Source organism: Spongiibacter sp. (assembly GCF_041602295.1).
Taxonomy (GTDB): Bacteria; Pseudomonadota; Gammaproteobacteria; order Pseudomonadales; family Spongiibacteraceae; genus Spongiibacter.
Map to the genome: position 1 here is coordinate 1 of NZ_JBFIGO010000035.1, position 13,802 is coordinate 13,802.

Below are 13,802 nucleotides of genomic sequence, written 5' to 3' on the forward strand. Positions count from 1 at the left end.
CAGCATTCACCGCTTTGCCAGCCGCAGCCTGGACGCTGAGCTGTTGTGGAATGCCAGCATGCCCTGTCGCCTGCCCGCCGACGCAGAGATTCCGGTCGCGCAATACGGCAGCAGCCACTCGGCCACTATGAAAAGTCGCTACCGCCTCGGCCTGGGCCACCGCTACGGCCGCAAGATGCAGACCATTGCCGGTATTCACTATAATTTTTCCCTGCCGCAGGGGCTGTGGAATGCGCTGTATCAACTGCAGGGCGGCGAGGGTGAGGCGGACAAGGCCTTTGTTACCGAGCGCTATTTCGCGCTGATCCGCAATTTCCGCCGTTATTCCTGGTTGTTGATTTACTTGTTTGGCGCAGCGCCGGCGGTGTCTAAGTGCTTTGTTAACGGCCGGCCACACGGTTTGACTGCGCTGGGGGAGTACACCCTGTACAGCCCCTATGCCACTTCCTTGCGGATGGGCGACTTGGGCTACCAGAGCAACGCGCAAAAAGGCCTGAACATTTGCTACAACAATCTCGATTTCTATATTGAAACCCTGCGCAATGCCATCACCACCTCCCATGGCGACTACGAACAGTACGCTCGCGAGGAGCAGTTGAGCAGTGGTTTGTTGCAGATTGAAAACGAGTTTTACAGTCCGATTCGCCCCAAGCGGGTCACCGACAGCGGGGAGATTCCACTGGGTGCGCTGCGCCGCGGCGGCGTGGAGTACATCGAAGTGCGCTGCCTGGATGTCAATCCGCTGCTGCCGATGGGGATAGACGCCCAGCAGATTCGTTTTATCGATGCCTTTTTGCTGTTTTGTCTGACCAGCGACAGCCCGTTGTGTGACGACGCCGCCAACAGTACGATCAGCGAAAATTTGAGCAAGGTGGTGAATCGCGGTCGCGAGCCCGGGCTGACGCTGGTGGACGAACAGGGTGGGCTGCGCGAGCTGCCCGAGTGGGGCGAGCAGTTGATCGACGGTATTGAGCAACTGGCCGAGCTGCTCGACACCGCCCACGGCGAGAGCCAATACCGCGAGAGCTGCGCTGCCCAGCGGGCGAAATTGCGCAACCCGGCGCTGACGCCCTCGGCGCGTATTGTCGAGGCGATCGAGCAGCGCGATGGCAGTTTTTTCCACTTCGCCCTGCGCCAGTCTCAGGAGCACCACCGCGAGTTCAGCGAGGCGCCGCTGTCACCGGCGCAAATCCGCCGCTTTGCCGAGTTGCGCGGCGACTCGATGGAACAGCGGGACGCCATCGAAGCCCGTGACGAAGGCAGCTTCGACGAGTATCTGGCGCGCTTCTATCGGCAGTACCAAAACCTGTGAGGCGAAGGTGAACTACCTCGCCCATTTCCATTTGGCCGAATTGCTCAGTCGCCAGCGCGGCGACCGCGGTGACGGCCTGCTGATCGGCGCGCTGCTCGGCGACCATGTGAAGGGGCCGCTGCGCGGTGACTACGCCGCCGACTGGGAAGAGGGCATTCGCCTGCACCGCCGCATCGATGCGCTGACCGACAGCGACCCGGCGACCAGTGCCTGTCTGCGCAGTTTCCCCGGCGATTTTCGCCGCTTTGCCGGCATCGCTCTGGATGTGTGTTTTGATCACTATCTCAGCCAGCACTGGCAGCGCGACTGGGCCGGTTTGGCGAGCCCGGCACTGCCGGAATTCAGCCGCGACTGCTACCAGCGGCTGCAGTGCGTCAGCCCGAGTTTTCCGGCGTCGGCACAGCGCCAGAGCCGCTTTCTGGCCGACTACAATGTTCTGTGCTCGCTGCAAGACTGGCATAATACCCACCGCACCTTGGCGCGTATTGCCCGGCGGCTGCGTCGCGACAATCCGCTGGGCGATTGCGCCGCGGTGCTGGAGCCGCGCCGCGAGCAGATAGAGCAGTGTTTTTTGGAACTCTATCCGCGACTGATCGCCCAACTGGAAGAGGAGTTTGCCGCTCGCTAGCGCGGCGACGCTCGCTATTGCCAATGGCCACCGGCCACCGATAACAAGAGATTGCCATGTTTATCAGCTCTCGCTGGATTTATGCTTTTATCCTCGCCAGTTGTACTGGCCTGCTGGGCTACGCGTTTTACAGCCAGTATGTCGACGGCTTGCACCCCTGCCCGCTGTGTATTACCCAGCGCATTTTTTATGTACTGACGGCACTGGTTGCACTGTTGGCGTTGATCTTCCATCCCCAGCAGCTGGGCCGCTATATCAGTGGCGGTTTGATGGCGATTTTCTGCATTGCCGGCGGCAGCTTCGCCTACCGTCAGGTGTGGTTGCAGGGACTGCCCGCAGACCAGGTGCCGGCCTGTGGTCCCAGCCTGGAATATATGTTTGAAAATCTGCCGATGAGCGAGGCCTTCACCACCCTGTTGATGGGCGACGGCAACTGCGCCGAAGTGGTGTGGACGCTATTTGGTTTGAGCATGCCCAATTGGTCGTTGATTGCCTTTGTCGGCCTCGGTCTGGCGGCGGTGGTGAGTGCCCTGCCCTGGGTGCGCCGCTGATGCTGGCGGGTTTTCTCAGCCTGTTTGCCTGCCAGCTGGCGGGCGAAGTGCTGCAGCGGGCCCTGGGCCTGCCGCTGCCCGGCCAAGTATTGGGCATGTTCTTGCTGTTCGCGCTGCTGTGTCTGCGCGGCTTGTACTGCGACGATGCCGTGCCCGAGGGGCTGAGTCAGGGCAGCCAGCGGTTGATTGAGTTGCTGCCGATGTTGTTGATGGCCCCCGCGGCGGGGGTGTTCTTTCTGGGCGCCGGTTTTGCCGATCAGTGGCCGGCGTTTATCGCGGCGGTCAGCGTTGGCACGGTGTTGACGATGATCTTCTGTGGCTTATTGCTTAAGGCGCTGGCCAAGCCGCGGGCGGCTAAGCATGACTGAGCTGTTGCACAGCCCGCTGTTTGGTTTGACCCTCACCCTGTTGGCCTATCAGTGTGCGATGTGGGCCTATACCCGCAGTGGCAAAATGGCCCTGCTGCATCCCACCATCAGCGGTGCGGTGCTGATTGCCCTGGCCCTGAAAAGTTTGCAGCTCGACTACTTTGCCTATTACCAGGATATCAACTGGCTCAATTTTCTACTCGGCCCGGCGACGGTGGCACTGGCGGTGCCGCTGTATCGCCAGTTGCCCTTGCTGCGCGAGCTGGCCGGGCCGCTGCTGATCACCTTGTTGTGCGGCGCGCTGTTTGCCTGCGGGTCGGCGCTGTTGCTGGCCTGGTGGCTGGGCGCCACACAGGAAACGCTGCTGTCGCTGATGACCAAGTCCATCACCACACCAATCGCCATTACGGTTACTGAGGAAATTGGCGGTATCACCTCGGTGGCTGTCGGCTCGGTGATTTTGACCGGCGTGGCGGGCATTACCACCATTAGCTGGTTGTTCGACAAGCTGAATATCAAGGACGACCGCCTGTGGGGCTTTTGTTTGGGTTTGGCAGCCCATGCGATTGGCACTTCGCGGGCGTTTGAGCGCAGTCCGGTGGCCGGTGCCTTTGCCAGCCTGGCACTGTGTCTGACCGGGGCCTTTACAGCCCTGTTTGTGCCCCTGGCGGTGAGCTGGTTGCGTTGATGCCAGTGCGGGCTAATACCGCCAAAAGGCCGGCGTAAACAATAGCAACACAGTAATAAACTCCAGGCGCCCCAGCAGCATACCCGCACAGAGTATCCACTTGCTGGCCTCGCTGAGGCTGGCAAAGTTCCCCGCCGGGCCGATCAATTCTCCCAGACCGGGGCCGACGTTCATTAAGGCTGTGCTGGCGCCGGTGAGGGCGGTGTCAAAGTCGACACCGCTGAGGCTCAGAAGCAGGGTAATGACCGCCAGGCTGATCATCATTACAAACAGGTAGGTTACTGAGGACAGCAGAATGGCGTCGTCGACTTTGCGGCCGTTATAGTTTCGCTGCGTGACGGCACGGGGGTGGAGGGCGCGGGAAAAGCTTTCTCGCAGACTGATGGCGAGCAGCTGAAAACGAAACATCTTGATGCCGCCACTGGTGGAGCCGGAGCAGCCGCCGACAAAGGTGGCAAAGAAGAACAGCGCGGCTGCAAAGGGCCCCCAGTGGCTGTAGTCGCCGCTGGCAAAGCCGGTGGTACTGATAACCGAGATCAAATTAAAACTGGACAGGGTCAGTGCTCGCAGTGGCGGTTGGTGGTTAACCAGGATTTGGTAGCTGCTGAGTACTAGGCAGCCGGCAATTACCAGCAATACAAAGCTGCGCAGTTGCTGATCCTGCCAGAGCAGCCAGCGCCGCCGCGCCAGTGAGTGTACATACAGGCCAAAGGGCAGTGAGCCAATCATCATGAAGACAATGGCTACCCAGTGACTGCCGAGGTCGCCAAACTGTGCGAAGGAGCTGTCAGAGGTGGAAAAGCCGCCGGTCGACAGTGTGGTCATGGCGTGGTTGACGGCGTGGAAGCTATCCATGCCGGCCAGCATGTAGGCGCCGGTGCACAGGGCGGTAAGTAACAGATAAAAATAAATAATCCGGCGGATTGTGCTGTTGGCGCGGGGCAGTGCCTTGTCGGACCAGTCGGAGGACTCGGTTTGAAACAGGCGCATGCCGCCAACGCGCAAAAATGGCAGGATGGCCACTGCCATGGCGATTACCCCGAGGCCACCGAGCCACTGCAGCAGGGAGCGCCACAGCAGTATGTCGGCGGGCATGGCATCGAGTCCGGTGAGCACGGTGGAGCCGGTGGTAGTGAGGCCGGATACCGCCTCAAAAACGGCGTCAGTCAGGGTGCTTACGGTTCCAGTCAGCAGTATCGGCAGCGCGCCGAGCAGGCTCATCACCAGCCAGCTGAGGCTGGTGATCAAAAACATATGGCGCGGTGTCAGCGCGCTGATTTGGTAGTCCCAGCTGGCCAGTGTGCCACTGAGGGCGAGGCTTTCGCAGATCAGGAACACGGCGGTATAGGCTGCGGTATTGTTGCTGTGATCGAGCGCGGCGATTGCCAGTGGCAGCAACAGGCTGAGCCCAAATAGCGCAAGGGTAAAGCTGCAAACCTTGACGACGGGCATCGCTAAGCGGCTTGTGCTCACGGCTAGTTATCGGTCGTCACTGGGGGGCGGCACACGCCGAGTTCGGATGAGCCGGCGCCGCAGGCGATGATGGATTTAAAGGCGGCGTCGAGCTTGATGTCCGGCCTCAGCACCACGCAATCGCTGGGCAGGTGGTAGACAAAGCCCGAGGTGGGGTTGGGGCCGGTGGGCACAAATACGCTGAACCAGCCGTTGTCGTGGCGACTGGTAACCACCCCGGTGGCGCGGGCGGGTACGTCGCGACCGTAGATCTGCACCACGGCGACTTCGCCGCGGGTAAACGGCGAGTTGCTGTCGCTGCCAAACATCTGCTGGAGTATGTCGCGAATTAAGCGGTAGCCCGGGGCGAAGCGCGACAGGTGTTTGTCGATAAAGTGCTGGGCAAAGCGCCCGGCACTGGTGGCGACCAGGGTGCCAACGACAAAGCAGCCGAACAAGATGAGGGTGACCACCGCGAGGTCGATCAGCAGCGGCGGTGCGCCGCTGATTTTAACCAGCGGTTCGGTCAGCGGTGCGATCAGGTTTTGCACGGCATTGACCGCCCAGCGCAGTGCCAACAGGAGAATGATAATGGGGGCGATAACTAAAATGCCACCGATAAAAGATTGGCCGATAAAGTGTTTGAACTTACTCATAGTTACTCGCTGGTCGTGGTGGTGCTCAGGCCTGCTAAACAGGCCGTTAATAGTAACCACTTTACTGTTACAGGGCACGGTTCAGTTAGTGAATCAGGCTGAGCAATTCGTCTAGTAGTCGCTCCAGTTTACGCAGTGAGCCGCATTCGGCGACGTAGTGGCAGGCCGTTTGGTAGCGGCGGATTTCTGAGTCACCGGTGTTCCAGCGGCTGCGCGATTCCGGGTTGAACCACAGCACCAGTCGCGCGCGATGGTAGAGCTCGCGAAGTGCGGCGATGCCCGTGTCGCCGCCATTGCCGCGACCATCGCCGAGAATCAGAATGGTGCTGCGGCGGTTGATTCGGTCTTCGACCTGCTGGCGGAAGCTGTTTAGCGCCCTGCCGTAATCGCTGCTACCCATGCCGTGACGCTGTTGGATAATCGCCAGCGCTTCCTCGGCGGGGTGTTGTCGGAAGAGCTCGCTGACCTCGACACTCTGGCCACAGAATACAAAGCTGCGGGTGTTGGGCAGCACATCGGCCAGTGCCTGCACAAACAACATGAGCAGCTGCGACCAGTTGCTGACCGAGCCGCTGAGGTCGCAGAGAATGTAGATATCGCTTTTTTCCTGGCGGCTGTTGCGCCAATAGCGATGGAAGGGTACACCGCCGTGGGCGATATTGCGGCGCAGGGTTTTACCCAGATCCAGTCGGCCGCGCTTGGCACGGCGGTAGCGCTGGCGGTGTTTGGCGGCAAGTTTTTTGGCCAGTTTGCGGATCAGTGGTGGCAGTTGGTCGCGGTAGTAGCTATCCAGCGATGACAGCTGGCTGTTGCGCATCAGTGCCTGCTGAAATTCGCGGGTGCCGGCGTTGTTGTTAAGCAGCAGTTGTCGGTCTAGCAGTTCGCCGAGCATGTCGATTTGCTGGTCGCGCAGTCGCGCCAGCCACTGTGCCTGCCGCTGTTCCTGGGGGTTGCCGGCGGCCAGTGTAGCGATGGCGTCGCGTCGCTGGCTGTCGCCCAGTGCGTCGAGTATCCGGCGGCGATATATGCCCCGCTGGGTCTGGTATTGCATGGCGTCGAGGCCGACTTCGGCGGCGGCGCGCATCAGTTCGGCGCGCAGTGCGTCGCTGCTCATGCCGCTGCCTCCGCCGCTGCCCTGCCCTTCGCCGCTGCCGCCCTGGCCGGGCAAGGCGCCATCCTGTTGTGACTCCTGGCTGTCGCTGGCATTGTCCGCGGCGCTGTCGTCTGCGGTTTGGTCGGGGGCGGCGAGGTCGAAGAATTGGCTAAAACAGTCGTGAAAGATGACTCGCTCGTCTGCGGACTTGGCCAAGCAGCTGGCCAGTCCGGTTTCCAGCAGGCGGCGGTCGGCGTAACCGAGGCTGGTGGCTACCTGCATGGCGTCTAGGGTTTCGGCAGTGGAAATACTCAGCCCGGCGTGGCGCAGGTGGCGGATAAACTGCAGCAGGGTGGCGTCCACGCCGCTCTAGCTCCCGGGGCCCGACTTGAGCAGGGCGGCGATTTCGGGGCGCACGATGCCGATATCTTCCTGGTATTTGAGCAGCACATTCAGGCTGTCGTCGACCAGTGCCGGCGACAGGCTGTCGGCGTGTAGCAGCAGCAGGCTGCGCGCCCAGTCGATGGTTTCGCTGATTGCCGGTTGTTTCTTCAAATCCAGCTCGCGCACGGCGTGGACAAAGGCGACCAGCTGTTCGCGCAGGCTATCGGCAATATCGGGCACGCGGCTCCGTACAATTTTGCTTTCCAAGGCGGCTTCAGGGAAGGGGATGTACAAGTGCAGGCAGCGGCGTTTAAGGGCGTCGCTAAGGTCGCGGGTGTTGTTGCTGGTCAGCAGCACCAGCGGTTTGTGCTTGGCGCGCAGGGTGCCTATTTCCGGTAGCGTGACGGCGAAGTCGGCGAGGATTTCCAGCAGCAGCGATTCAAATTCGTAGTCGGCTTTGTCGATCTCGTCGATCAGCAGTACTGCGCCCTTGTCGCTCTGCAGGGCGCTGAGCAGGGGGCGCGGTTCGAGGAAGCGTTCGGAGTAGAAGATATCGTCAAAGTTGTGCAGTCGTTCGACGGCGGCCGACAGCTCCTTGGCGCCACCGAGAATGCCCTGTAGCTGTTCTTTAAGCACCTGCACGTAGAGCAGCTGCTTGCTGTATTTCCAGTCGTAGAGCGCCTTGCTTTCGTCCAGGCCTTCATAGCACTGCAGGCGGAACAGCGGCAACTTGAGCATGGCGGCGCTGGCATTGGCGAGTTCGGTTTTACCCACGCCCGGTGGGCCTTCGATCAGAACCGGACGCTGCAGGCAGCGGGCTAAATGCAGGGTGGTGGCGATCTGTTCGCTGGCGATATAGCCCTGCCCGGCCAGTTCGTCAATGAGTGTGTTGATGGCCTGTCGTGCGCTGTTCATGGCGATCCTTGGGGTGGTTGGCGGCGCAGTAGGGGCTGTAACTGCGGCCAGTGAGGGCCATAGCTTGCCCGAATATCGGCGGCGTCGGCAAATGCGTGGTCGCGGTAGTCAAAACCGGGGCATACCGCCTCGGAAATCAAACCGTAGTCTCCGCTGCGCAGCTGCGAGGCCTTCCACCAGCCGCCGGGTACCAGCAGCTGCAGCTGTTGGCCGGCGGCCAGGTCGGGTCCCATCACCACTTCTTTTATGTCGCCATTTGGCAGTAACAGGGTGTAGTGCAGGGGCGCGCCGCCCTGCCAAAAGTGCAAAATATCGCTGCGGTTGCGGTGCAGGTGGCCGATGGGGCTGTCGGCGGTCAGCAGATAAAAAATACTGCTCATCAGTGGCCGGCGAAGGCCGTCGTCGCCGCTTAGCTGCTGGTCGGCGGTATAGCTGCGGCGAAAGTAGCCGCCCTCGGGGTGGGCTTGCAGTTGTAACTGGGCGATAAGTTGCGCGGCATCCATCGAGGCTTTAGCCGCCGGTGGTATTCATAAAGCGCACGATCTGCGGTTCGTCGTTCAGGTCAAAGTAGTGGCGCTCGGGCTTGATATCCATGGCGTCGATAATGGCTTGCTGCAGCTGCTGGGGGTCGTTTTCCAATACCGACTTGAGGTCGACGGAATATTCATTGCCCAAACACAGCAGCAGCCGCCCTTCCACGGTGAGCCGCACGCGGTTGCAGAGATGGCAGAAGTTGTGACTGTGCGGCGAGATAAAGCCAATGCGGCTGTGGCTGTCCGCCATGCGGTAGTAGCGCGACGGACCGCCGCTGGTCTCTGCGCTGGCGGTAAGCGGATAGCGGGCGTCGATGCGCCGGCGAATATCGTCGCTGCTGCAAAAACTCAGGGCGCGGTCGTGCTCACTGATCTGGCCCAGCGGCATTTCTTCGATAAAGCTGATATCCACCTGGCGGTCGCGGGCAAAATCGACGAGGTCCAGGATCTCGTCGTCGTTGCGGCCGGTCATCATCACCGCATTGAGTTTAATGCGCTCAAAGCCGGCGTCGCGGGCGGCGTCGATGCCGGCGATCACCTTGCTGAGCTCGCCGGTGCGGGTGAGTTCTTTAAAACGGTCCTCGCGCAGGCTGTCGAGGCTGATATTGATGCCGGTCAGCCCGGCTTTGTGCAGGGGAGCGGCGAATTTGTCGAGTTGGGCGCCGTTGCTGGTCATATTTAATTGTTCGAGACCGTCCAGCGCCGCCAGGCGCTCCACCAGCGACAGCACATTGCGGCGCACCAGCGGTTCGCCACCGGTCAGGCGAATTTTTTTCACACCGAGCTGCACAAAGGCGGCGCCGATGTCGTAGAGTTGTTCCAGGCTGAGAATATCGCGCCGTGGCAGGAAGGTCATGTCCTCTGCCATACAGTAAACACAGCGAAAATCGCAGCGATCAGTGACCGATAGCCGCAGGTAGTCAACCTGGCGGCCGAAGCGATCTTGCAATGGCGTGTTGGGCGCTGTCATGGCTCCAATATTACCACAGCGCGTGGGCGGAGGCCTGTGTGCGTTAATGAAGAGGACAAACGGATGAAGCAGGGGTGGTTATTCGCGGTGCTGCTGGCGTCGTCGCTGGCGTTGCAGGCTGAGCCCGGGCAGGGCAATGCCTACGGCAAGCATAAGCAAACTCCGCCGGGCCATGCCAAGGGGCAGGCTGTGGCGCAGGATACGGGGCGCGGCTCTGCCGAGTACGAGGCTGCTGAGCAGCGAGCCGAGGCCGGTGTCGATTGGCGGGTGTACAACCGCTATGGCGAGGTGTTGACCGCCAGCCAGTTGGCCAACGCGGTGGCCGTTGAGGCCGCGGTCAGTCAGGCGGGTGTAGACCCCTACTCCCCCGAGGCTGTCGCCATCCGCATTAGCATGGGCCAGTCGCCGGAGCGGGCTCAGCGGCCCAACGATGGTGCCTTTGATCGTCGCGGAGAGGCGCTGAGTCAGCGCCAGGCCAGTGAGCGTTTTGCGGCGGTCGCGGTGATGCAGCGCGCGGGTATCGACCCGGATTCGGCACAGGCTGCCCAGGTTCGCGCCGCTGCTGAGGGGCGCATAGAAACCGCCGATGGTGAGGTGGTGGATCAGCAGACGGTTGAAGAGGTGGCGAAAGAAATCGCCGTGCAGGAGGCGATGATTTACACCGGTGCGCAACCGGGGTCGGCCGATGAGTCGCTGATTCGCCTGGGCAGCGATGTGCTGATGGAGAAGTTGAAAAACTGGTGGCAATAAGTGGGAAGATTGCACGGTTGGCGTATTTTGCCAGTGGGATGTCTCATTTTGTCATTGTCTGTAAGCTGGCAGGGTTTACTCTGGAGGTCGTAAATAAGCCTTCTTTTTATAGGGTTTTTAGCCGCCTTGCGGTGAACTTTCTGCGCTAGCGCTGAGGACAAGACAATGACTACCACCACAACCACTGTACAACGCTACCCGATGCCCATGCCCTTCGGCTGGTTTGCGGTCTCTTATTCTGACGAGCTGGCGCCCAGCGAGTCCCGCGCAGTTCACTATTTCGGCCAGGAATTGGTGCTGTTTCGCACCGAGAGCGGTCGCGCGGTATTGATGGAAGCTTACTGCCCCCACCTCGGCGCCCACCTTGGCCACGGTATCCACGAGCGCTCGGGTACTGGCGGTGGCCGCATTGAAGGCAACAACATCGTCTGCCCCTTCCACTCCTGGAAGTTCAGCCCCGAAGGCGAGTGTGTGGAAGTGCCCTACGCGAAGAATATGCCGCCCAAGGTGCAGGGTAAAAAATGCCTGAAATCCTTCCCGATTCGCGAAACCAACCAGGTGATCTGGGCTTGGTACCACCCCGAAGGCGAGTCGCCGAAATGGGACGTGGTTGAGCACGAGGAAGCCAACGGCGACGACTGGTCACCGCTGGAGCGCTACGAGTGGTTTCTCGATACGCACTCTCAGGAAATGGCGGAAAACGCCGCCGACCCCGCCCACTTTAAATATGTGCACGGCACCGCGTCTTTCCCCGAGTGGGAAACCACCTACGACGGTCCGATGGTGCGCGGCCTGCAAGTTGCCAATATGCCGACCCCTCGCGGCGAAGTTAAGGGCAGCATTCGCACCGGCAGCGCCGGCCCCGGTCAGGGTTTTACCAAGTTTGAAGGTATCGCCGATACGTTCTTGATGGGCCTGACCACGCCGATCGACAACGAGCGAGTGCATGTGCGTTTTGCCTTCACCCAGCCCAAGGTCAATGGCGAAGTCAAAAAAGGCGGCGTCAATGCGGCAATTATTGCCAATATCGTTGGCCAGTTGGAAGAAGACAAGCCGATCTGGGAAAACAAGATCTACCGCCCGCTGCCGATCCTTTGCGATGGCGATGGCCCGATTGCCAAGTTCCGCAAATGGTATTCGCAGTTCTACGCTGGCGGCTTTGATCCCCGCTCGCTGTAAGCAGCCAACGAGAAAGTCAAAAGGGCGGCCTTCGGGTCGCCCTTTTTGTTGCTCGCTGAGGCTATACTAGGCCGCGATAATTAATCTCTTTGGAGTTCAAATGAAGCGCGCTGTAATGCCCCTGCTGTTTGTCGGTTGCCTGATGGCGACGCCTAGCTGGGCTGCCTGCTCTCTACCAGCGCCCCCGGCGCAGTTTCCCGATGGCGCCGAGGTCGAGCGCGCTGATATGGCGCGCCTGCGCCAGCAGCTTGAGCGCTATCTCGATGAGCAGGGGCGGTTTTTCAAATGTTTGGATGCCATGGAAAAAACGGCGCGCGGCACCGGCTATGACAGCGAGGAGCGCCGGGTCGATCGCATTGCGCGCTATAACGCTGCAATGGCTGAAATGTATGAGGCAATTAACCGCTTTAATGACGAGGTGCAGCGCTTTAATCAGCGCTGAGTGTCAAACCGCGTTCCAGTAGCCGTTCGCGCAGTGCCGCCGAGGCGTTTTCGGCGCCGAGAATGACAACTTGTTGAGTAGCCTCGCGGGGCCCTGTTGTTGGCCAGCCCCGCTCCTGTAATAGCTGTTTCACCCGGCGGGCGATTGCGGCGCCGGAGTCTACCCAGTGTAAACCCGCTAGTTCCTTGGCCAGTTGTGGCTGCACCAGTGGAAAATGGGTGCAGGCCAGCACAATAGTATCCAGCTCCTTGGCGCGGGGATGGCGGCGAAACTGCGCCGCCACCTGTTGCCAAACCTCCGGCGATTCTTCGCCCTGCCAAAACAGCCGTTCCACCGCCGGCGCCAAGTCGGCGTCGCCCACCGAAATGACACAGCAGTCACCGGCAAAGTCGCGGATCAGTTCGGCAGTATAGCGACGCTGCACGGTGCCGGGGGTCGCCAGCAGGCCGATTACCCGGCTGCGGCTCTGCGCGGCGGCGGGCTTGATGGCGGGCACCACGCCGACCACCGGGATGTGCAGCTGCTGTCTCAGGGCAGGCAGCACCGTTGTGCTGGCACTGTTGCAGGCCATCACCAGCAAGTCTGCGTGGTGGCGCTGTAAAATATCGCTGACGCGCGCGCAAATATGCTCCACCAGCGCACTTTCCTGCCACAGCCCATAGGGAAAGCCGCCGCGATCCATGGCGTAGAGCAGGTCGATGTTGGGGAGCAGCTGGTGGATTTCGGCGCCGACGCTAAGGGCGCCGACACCGCTGTCAAAAATAAGCACACGTGGTGTGTGCTGCGATTCGCTCACACTGGGCTCACAGTTGTTCGAGAATTTTTTCTGCGGCGCTCACGTCGATGCCCCCGGCGGGCTCTACCGCGAGGAAGCTGACCACGCCATCGTCGGCGATCAGTGCAAAGCGCTTGCTGCGTTTACCCATGCCAAAACCGCTGGCATCCATTTCCAGTCCCAGGGCCGCGCTGAAATCGCCGTTGCCGTCGGCCAGCATCATCAGCTCCTCAGCATTTTGGCTTTTTCCCCAAGCGTCCATGACAAAGGCATCATTAACCGACATACAGACGATGCTGTCGACACCCTTGGCTTTGATCTTGTCGGCGTTGACGACATAGCCGGGCAGGTGGGTCACACTGCAGCCGGGTGTAAATGCGCCGGGAACGGCGAATAACACCACTTTTTTACCAGTGAAAATTTCGCCGGTGGTGATGTCCTGAGGGCCTTTCTCCCCCATGATTTTCAGGGTCACTCCGGGGATAGAATCGCCAACTTGAATGCTCATTATTTGATCCTTATGCAGAAAGTGAAGGTGGGGCTGTGCACTGCGCCCCAAGTGTAGCAGAGCGCTGCGGCGGCAGATATTGACTTGAAAAAATTGGTTTTGCTCCCCAGATATACCGTAGCAGCAAAGGCTGTGGACAATGTAGATGAATATTTTGGAGGTGGTTTTTATGAATAGCTATCTGCCTTTTACAGTGTTCAGTGACCTGAATCGGGTGTTTGACAGTCGCCAGGAAGGCCGTGAAGATCGGCGTCGCAGCTGGTCGCCAGCGGTGGATATCTGCGAGGCCGACGACGCCTATCTGTTGAGTATGGATGTGCCGGGGATTAGTCGCGAGGATATAGACGTGAGTATCGATGGCGCAGTGCTGACGGTAAAAGGTCGGCGAGAAATTGACGGTGGCGAGCACCGTATGGCGGTGAATGAGCGCTGGCAAGGCGAGTTTGTGCGCCGCTTCAGCCTGCCGGACACCGTCGATCAGGAGCGGGTAGCCGCCAAGGTGGAAAACGGCGTACTGGCCCTGCATATCCCCAAGTTGGCGCTCGCAGAACCGCGCCGCATCAGTGTGCAATAAGTGGCGGGGCTGACGCCCCGCCCT

17 protein-coding genes are annotated in these 13,802 nt (G+C 60.4%); 9 read left to right on the forward strand and 8 right to left on the reverse strand.

Features of this window, described 5'->3' with window-relative positions; all coding sequences use genetic code 11:
• The 5 genes from gshA to ABYM29_RS07920 form a co-directional block, all read left to right on the forward strand.
• Positions 1–1,312: glutamate--cysteine ligase (gene gshA, locus ABYM29_RS07900; protein ID WP_372864186.1), on the forward strand; the 1,312-nt coding region annotated here is incomplete at its 5' end.
• 7 nt (positions 1,313–1,319) lie between these two features.
• Complete coding sequence (locus tag ABYM29_RS07905) at positions 1,320–1,940, forward strand: ACP phosphodiesterase (RefSeq protein ID WP_372864187.1); 621 nt, start codon at positions 1,320–1,322, stop codon at positions 1,938–1,940.
• 56 nt (positions 1,941–1,996) lie between these two features.
• Positions 1,997–2,491: a disulfide bond formation protein B gene (locus ABYM29_RS07910; protein WP_372864188.1), complete on the forward strand. Its 495-nt coding sequence runs from the start codon at positions 1,997–1,999 to the stop codon at positions 2,489–2,491.
• A complete protein-coding gene (locus tag ABYM29_RS07915; RefSeq protein WP_372864189.1) occupies positions 2,491–2,859 on the forward strand; it encodes a CidA/LrgA family protein in 369 nt (122 codons plus the stop codon). Before ABYM29_RS07910 ends, ABYM29_RS07915 begins: the two co-directional genes overlap by 1 nt.
• On the forward strand, positions 2,852–3,547 hold the full coding sequence (locus ABYM29_RS07920) for an LrgB family protein (protein WP_372864190.1): 696 nt from the start codon (positions 2,852–2,854) through the stop codon (positions 3,545–3,547). The genes ABYM29_RS07915 and ABYM29_RS07920 overlap by 8 nt, the downstream gene beginning before the upstream one ends.
• A 12-nt stretch (positions 3,548–3,559) precedes the next feature.
• Here ABYM29_RS07920 and ABYM29_RS07925 read toward each other — a convergent pair whose 3' ends face one another.
• The 6 genes from ABYM29_RS07925 to moaA form a co-directional block, all read right to left on the reverse strand.
• Positions 3,560–5,020, reverse strand: a complete 1,461-nt coding sequence (locus tag ABYM29_RS07925) for a TrkH family potassium uptake protein (protein WP_372864191.1) — start codon at positions 5,018–5,020, stop codon at positions 3,560–3,562.
• A gap of 2 nt (positions 5,021–5,022) precedes the next feature.
• Positions 5,023–5,655 carry a DUF502 domain-containing protein gene (locus tag ABYM29_RS07930; RefSeq protein WP_372864192.1) on the reverse strand — a complete coding sequence of 211 codons (633 nt, stop codon included), beginning with the start codon at positions 5,653–5,655 and terminating at the stop codon, positions 5,023–5,025.
• A gap of 85 nt (positions 5,656–5,740) precedes the next feature.
• The gene (locus tag ABYM29_RS07935) at positions 5,741–7,111 is read right to left on the reverse strand and encodes a VWA domain-containing protein (RefSeq protein WP_372864193.1); all 1,371 of its coding nucleotides are present in this window, start codon (positions 7,109–7,111) and stop codon (positions 5,741–5,743) included.
• 6 nt (positions 7,112–7,117) lie between these two features.
• A complete protein-coding gene (locus ABYM29_RS07940; RefSeq protein ID WP_372864194.1) occupies positions 7,118–8,047 on the reverse strand; it encodes an AAA family ATPase in 930 nt (309 codons plus the stop codon).
• Complete coding sequence (locus tag ABYM29_RS07945) at positions 8,044–8,550, reverse strand: cupin domain-containing protein (RefSeq protein WP_372864195.1); 507 nt, start codon at positions 8,548–8,550, stop codon at positions 8,044–8,046. The genes ABYM29_RS07940 and ABYM29_RS07945 overlap by 4 nt, the downstream gene beginning before the upstream one ends.
• Positions 8,551–8,557: 7 nt before the next feature.
• Entirely contained in the window at positions 8,558–9,550 is a 993-nt protein-coding gene (gene moaA / locus ABYM29_RS07950) for a GTP 3',8-cyclase MoaA (RefSeq protein ID WP_372864196.1), read from the reverse strand.
• A 63-nt stretch (positions 9,551–9,613) separates the two neighbouring features.
• On the opposite strand from moaA, the gene ABYM29_RS07955 reads away from it, so the two are divergent.
• The 3 genes from ABYM29_RS07955 (at position 9,614) to ABYM29_RS07965 (ending at position 11,921) form a co-directional block, all read left to right on the forward strand.
• Complete coding sequence (locus ABYM29_RS07955) at positions 9,614–10,300, forward strand: hypothetical protein (protein ID WP_372864197.1); 687 nt, start codon at positions 9,614–9,616, stop codon at positions 10,298–10,300.
• Between the two features lie 165 nt (positions 10,301–10,465).
• The gene (locus tag ABYM29_RS07960) at positions 10,466–11,479 is read left to right on the forward strand and encodes a Rieske 2Fe-2S domain-containing protein (protein WP_372864198.1); all 1,014 of its coding nucleotides are present in this window, start codon (positions 10,466–10,468) and stop codon (positions 11,477–11,479) included.
• A gap of 100 nt (positions 11,480–11,579) precedes the next feature.
• Positions 11,580–11,921, forward strand: a complete 342-nt coding sequence (locus tag ABYM29_RS07965; RefSeq protein ID WP_372864199.1) for a hypothetical protein — start codon at positions 11,580–11,582, stop codon at positions 11,919–11,921.
• Here the strand turns inward: ABYM29_RS07965 and murI are convergent.
• Complete coding sequence (gene murI / locus ABYM29_RS07970) at positions 11,908–12,717, reverse strand: glutamate racemase (RefSeq protein WP_372864200.1); 810 nt, start codon at positions 12,715–12,717, stop codon at positions 11,908–11,910. The genes ABYM29_RS07965 and murI overlap by 14 nt on opposite strands.
• A gap of 7 nt (positions 12,718–12,724) precedes the next feature.
• The gene (locus tag ABYM29_RS07975) at positions 12,725–13,204 is read right to left on the reverse strand and encodes a peroxiredoxin (protein ID WP_372864201.1); all 480 of its coding nucleotides are present in this window, start codon (positions 13,202–13,204) and stop codon (positions 12,725–12,727) included.
• Positions 13,205–13,373: 169 nt separating this feature from the next.
• Between ABYM29_RS07975 and ABYM29_RS07980 the strand changes: the two genes are divergently transcribed.
• Positions 13,374–13,778, forward strand: coding sequence for an Hsp20/alpha crystallin family protein (locus ABYM29_RS07980; RefSeq protein WP_372864202.1), 405 nt, complete (start codon positions 13,374–13,376; stop codon positions 13,776–13,778).
• Positions 13,779–13,802: the final 24 nt, after the last annotated feature.

Excerpts from the sequence above, each read along its gene's own strand:
- ABYM29_RS07910 (WP_372864188.1), top strand. The coding sequence starts at position 1,997 with ATGTTTATCAGCTCTCGCTGGATTTATGCTTTTATCCTCGCCAGTTGT.
- ABYM29_RS07915 (WP_372864189.1), top strand. The coding sequence starts at position 2,491 with ATGCTGGCGGGTTTTCTCAGCCTGTTTGCCTGCCAGCTGGCGGGCGAA.
- ABYM29_RS07920 (WP_372864190.1), top strand. The coding sequence starts at position 2,852 with ATGACTGAGCTGTTGCACAGCCCGCTGTTTGGTTTGACCCTCACCCTG.
- ABYM29_RS07930 (WP_372864192.1), bottom strand. The coding sequence starts at position 5,655 with ATGAGTAAGTTCAAACACTTTATCGGCCAATCTTTTATCGGTGGCATT.
- ABYM29_RS07940 (WP_372864194.1), bottom strand. The coding sequence starts at position 8,047 with ATGAACAGCGCACGACAGGCCATCAACACACTCATTGACGAACTGGCC.
- ABYM29_RS07945 (WP_372864195.1), bottom strand. The coding sequence starts at position 8,550 with ATGGATGCCGCGCAACTTATCGCCCAGTTACAACTGCAAGCCCACCCC.
- moaA (WP_372864196.1), bottom strand. The coding sequence starts at position 9,550 with ATGACAGCGCCCAACACGCCATTGCAAGATCGCTTCGGCCGCCAGGTT.
- ABYM29_RS07955 (WP_372864197.1), top strand. The coding sequence starts at position 9,614 with ATGAAGCAGGGGTGGTTATTCGCGGTGCTGCTGGCGTCGTCGCTGGCG.
- ABYM29_RS07960 (WP_372864198.1), top strand. The coding sequence starts at position 10,466 with ATGACTACCACCACAACCACTGTACAACGCTACCCGATGCCCATGCCC.
- ABYM29_RS07965 (WP_372864199.1), top strand. The coding sequence starts at position 11,580 with ATGAAGCGCGCTGTAATGCCCCTGCTGTTTGTCGGTTGCCTGATGGCG.
- ABYM29_RS07975 (WP_372864201.1), bottom strand. The coding sequence starts at position 13,204 with ATGAGCATTCAAGTTGGCGATTCTATCCCCGGAGTGACCCTGAAAATC.
- ABYM29_RS07980 (WP_372864202.1), top strand. The coding sequence starts at position 13,374 with ATGAATAGCTATCTGCCTTTTACAGTGTTCAGTGACCTGAATCGGGTG.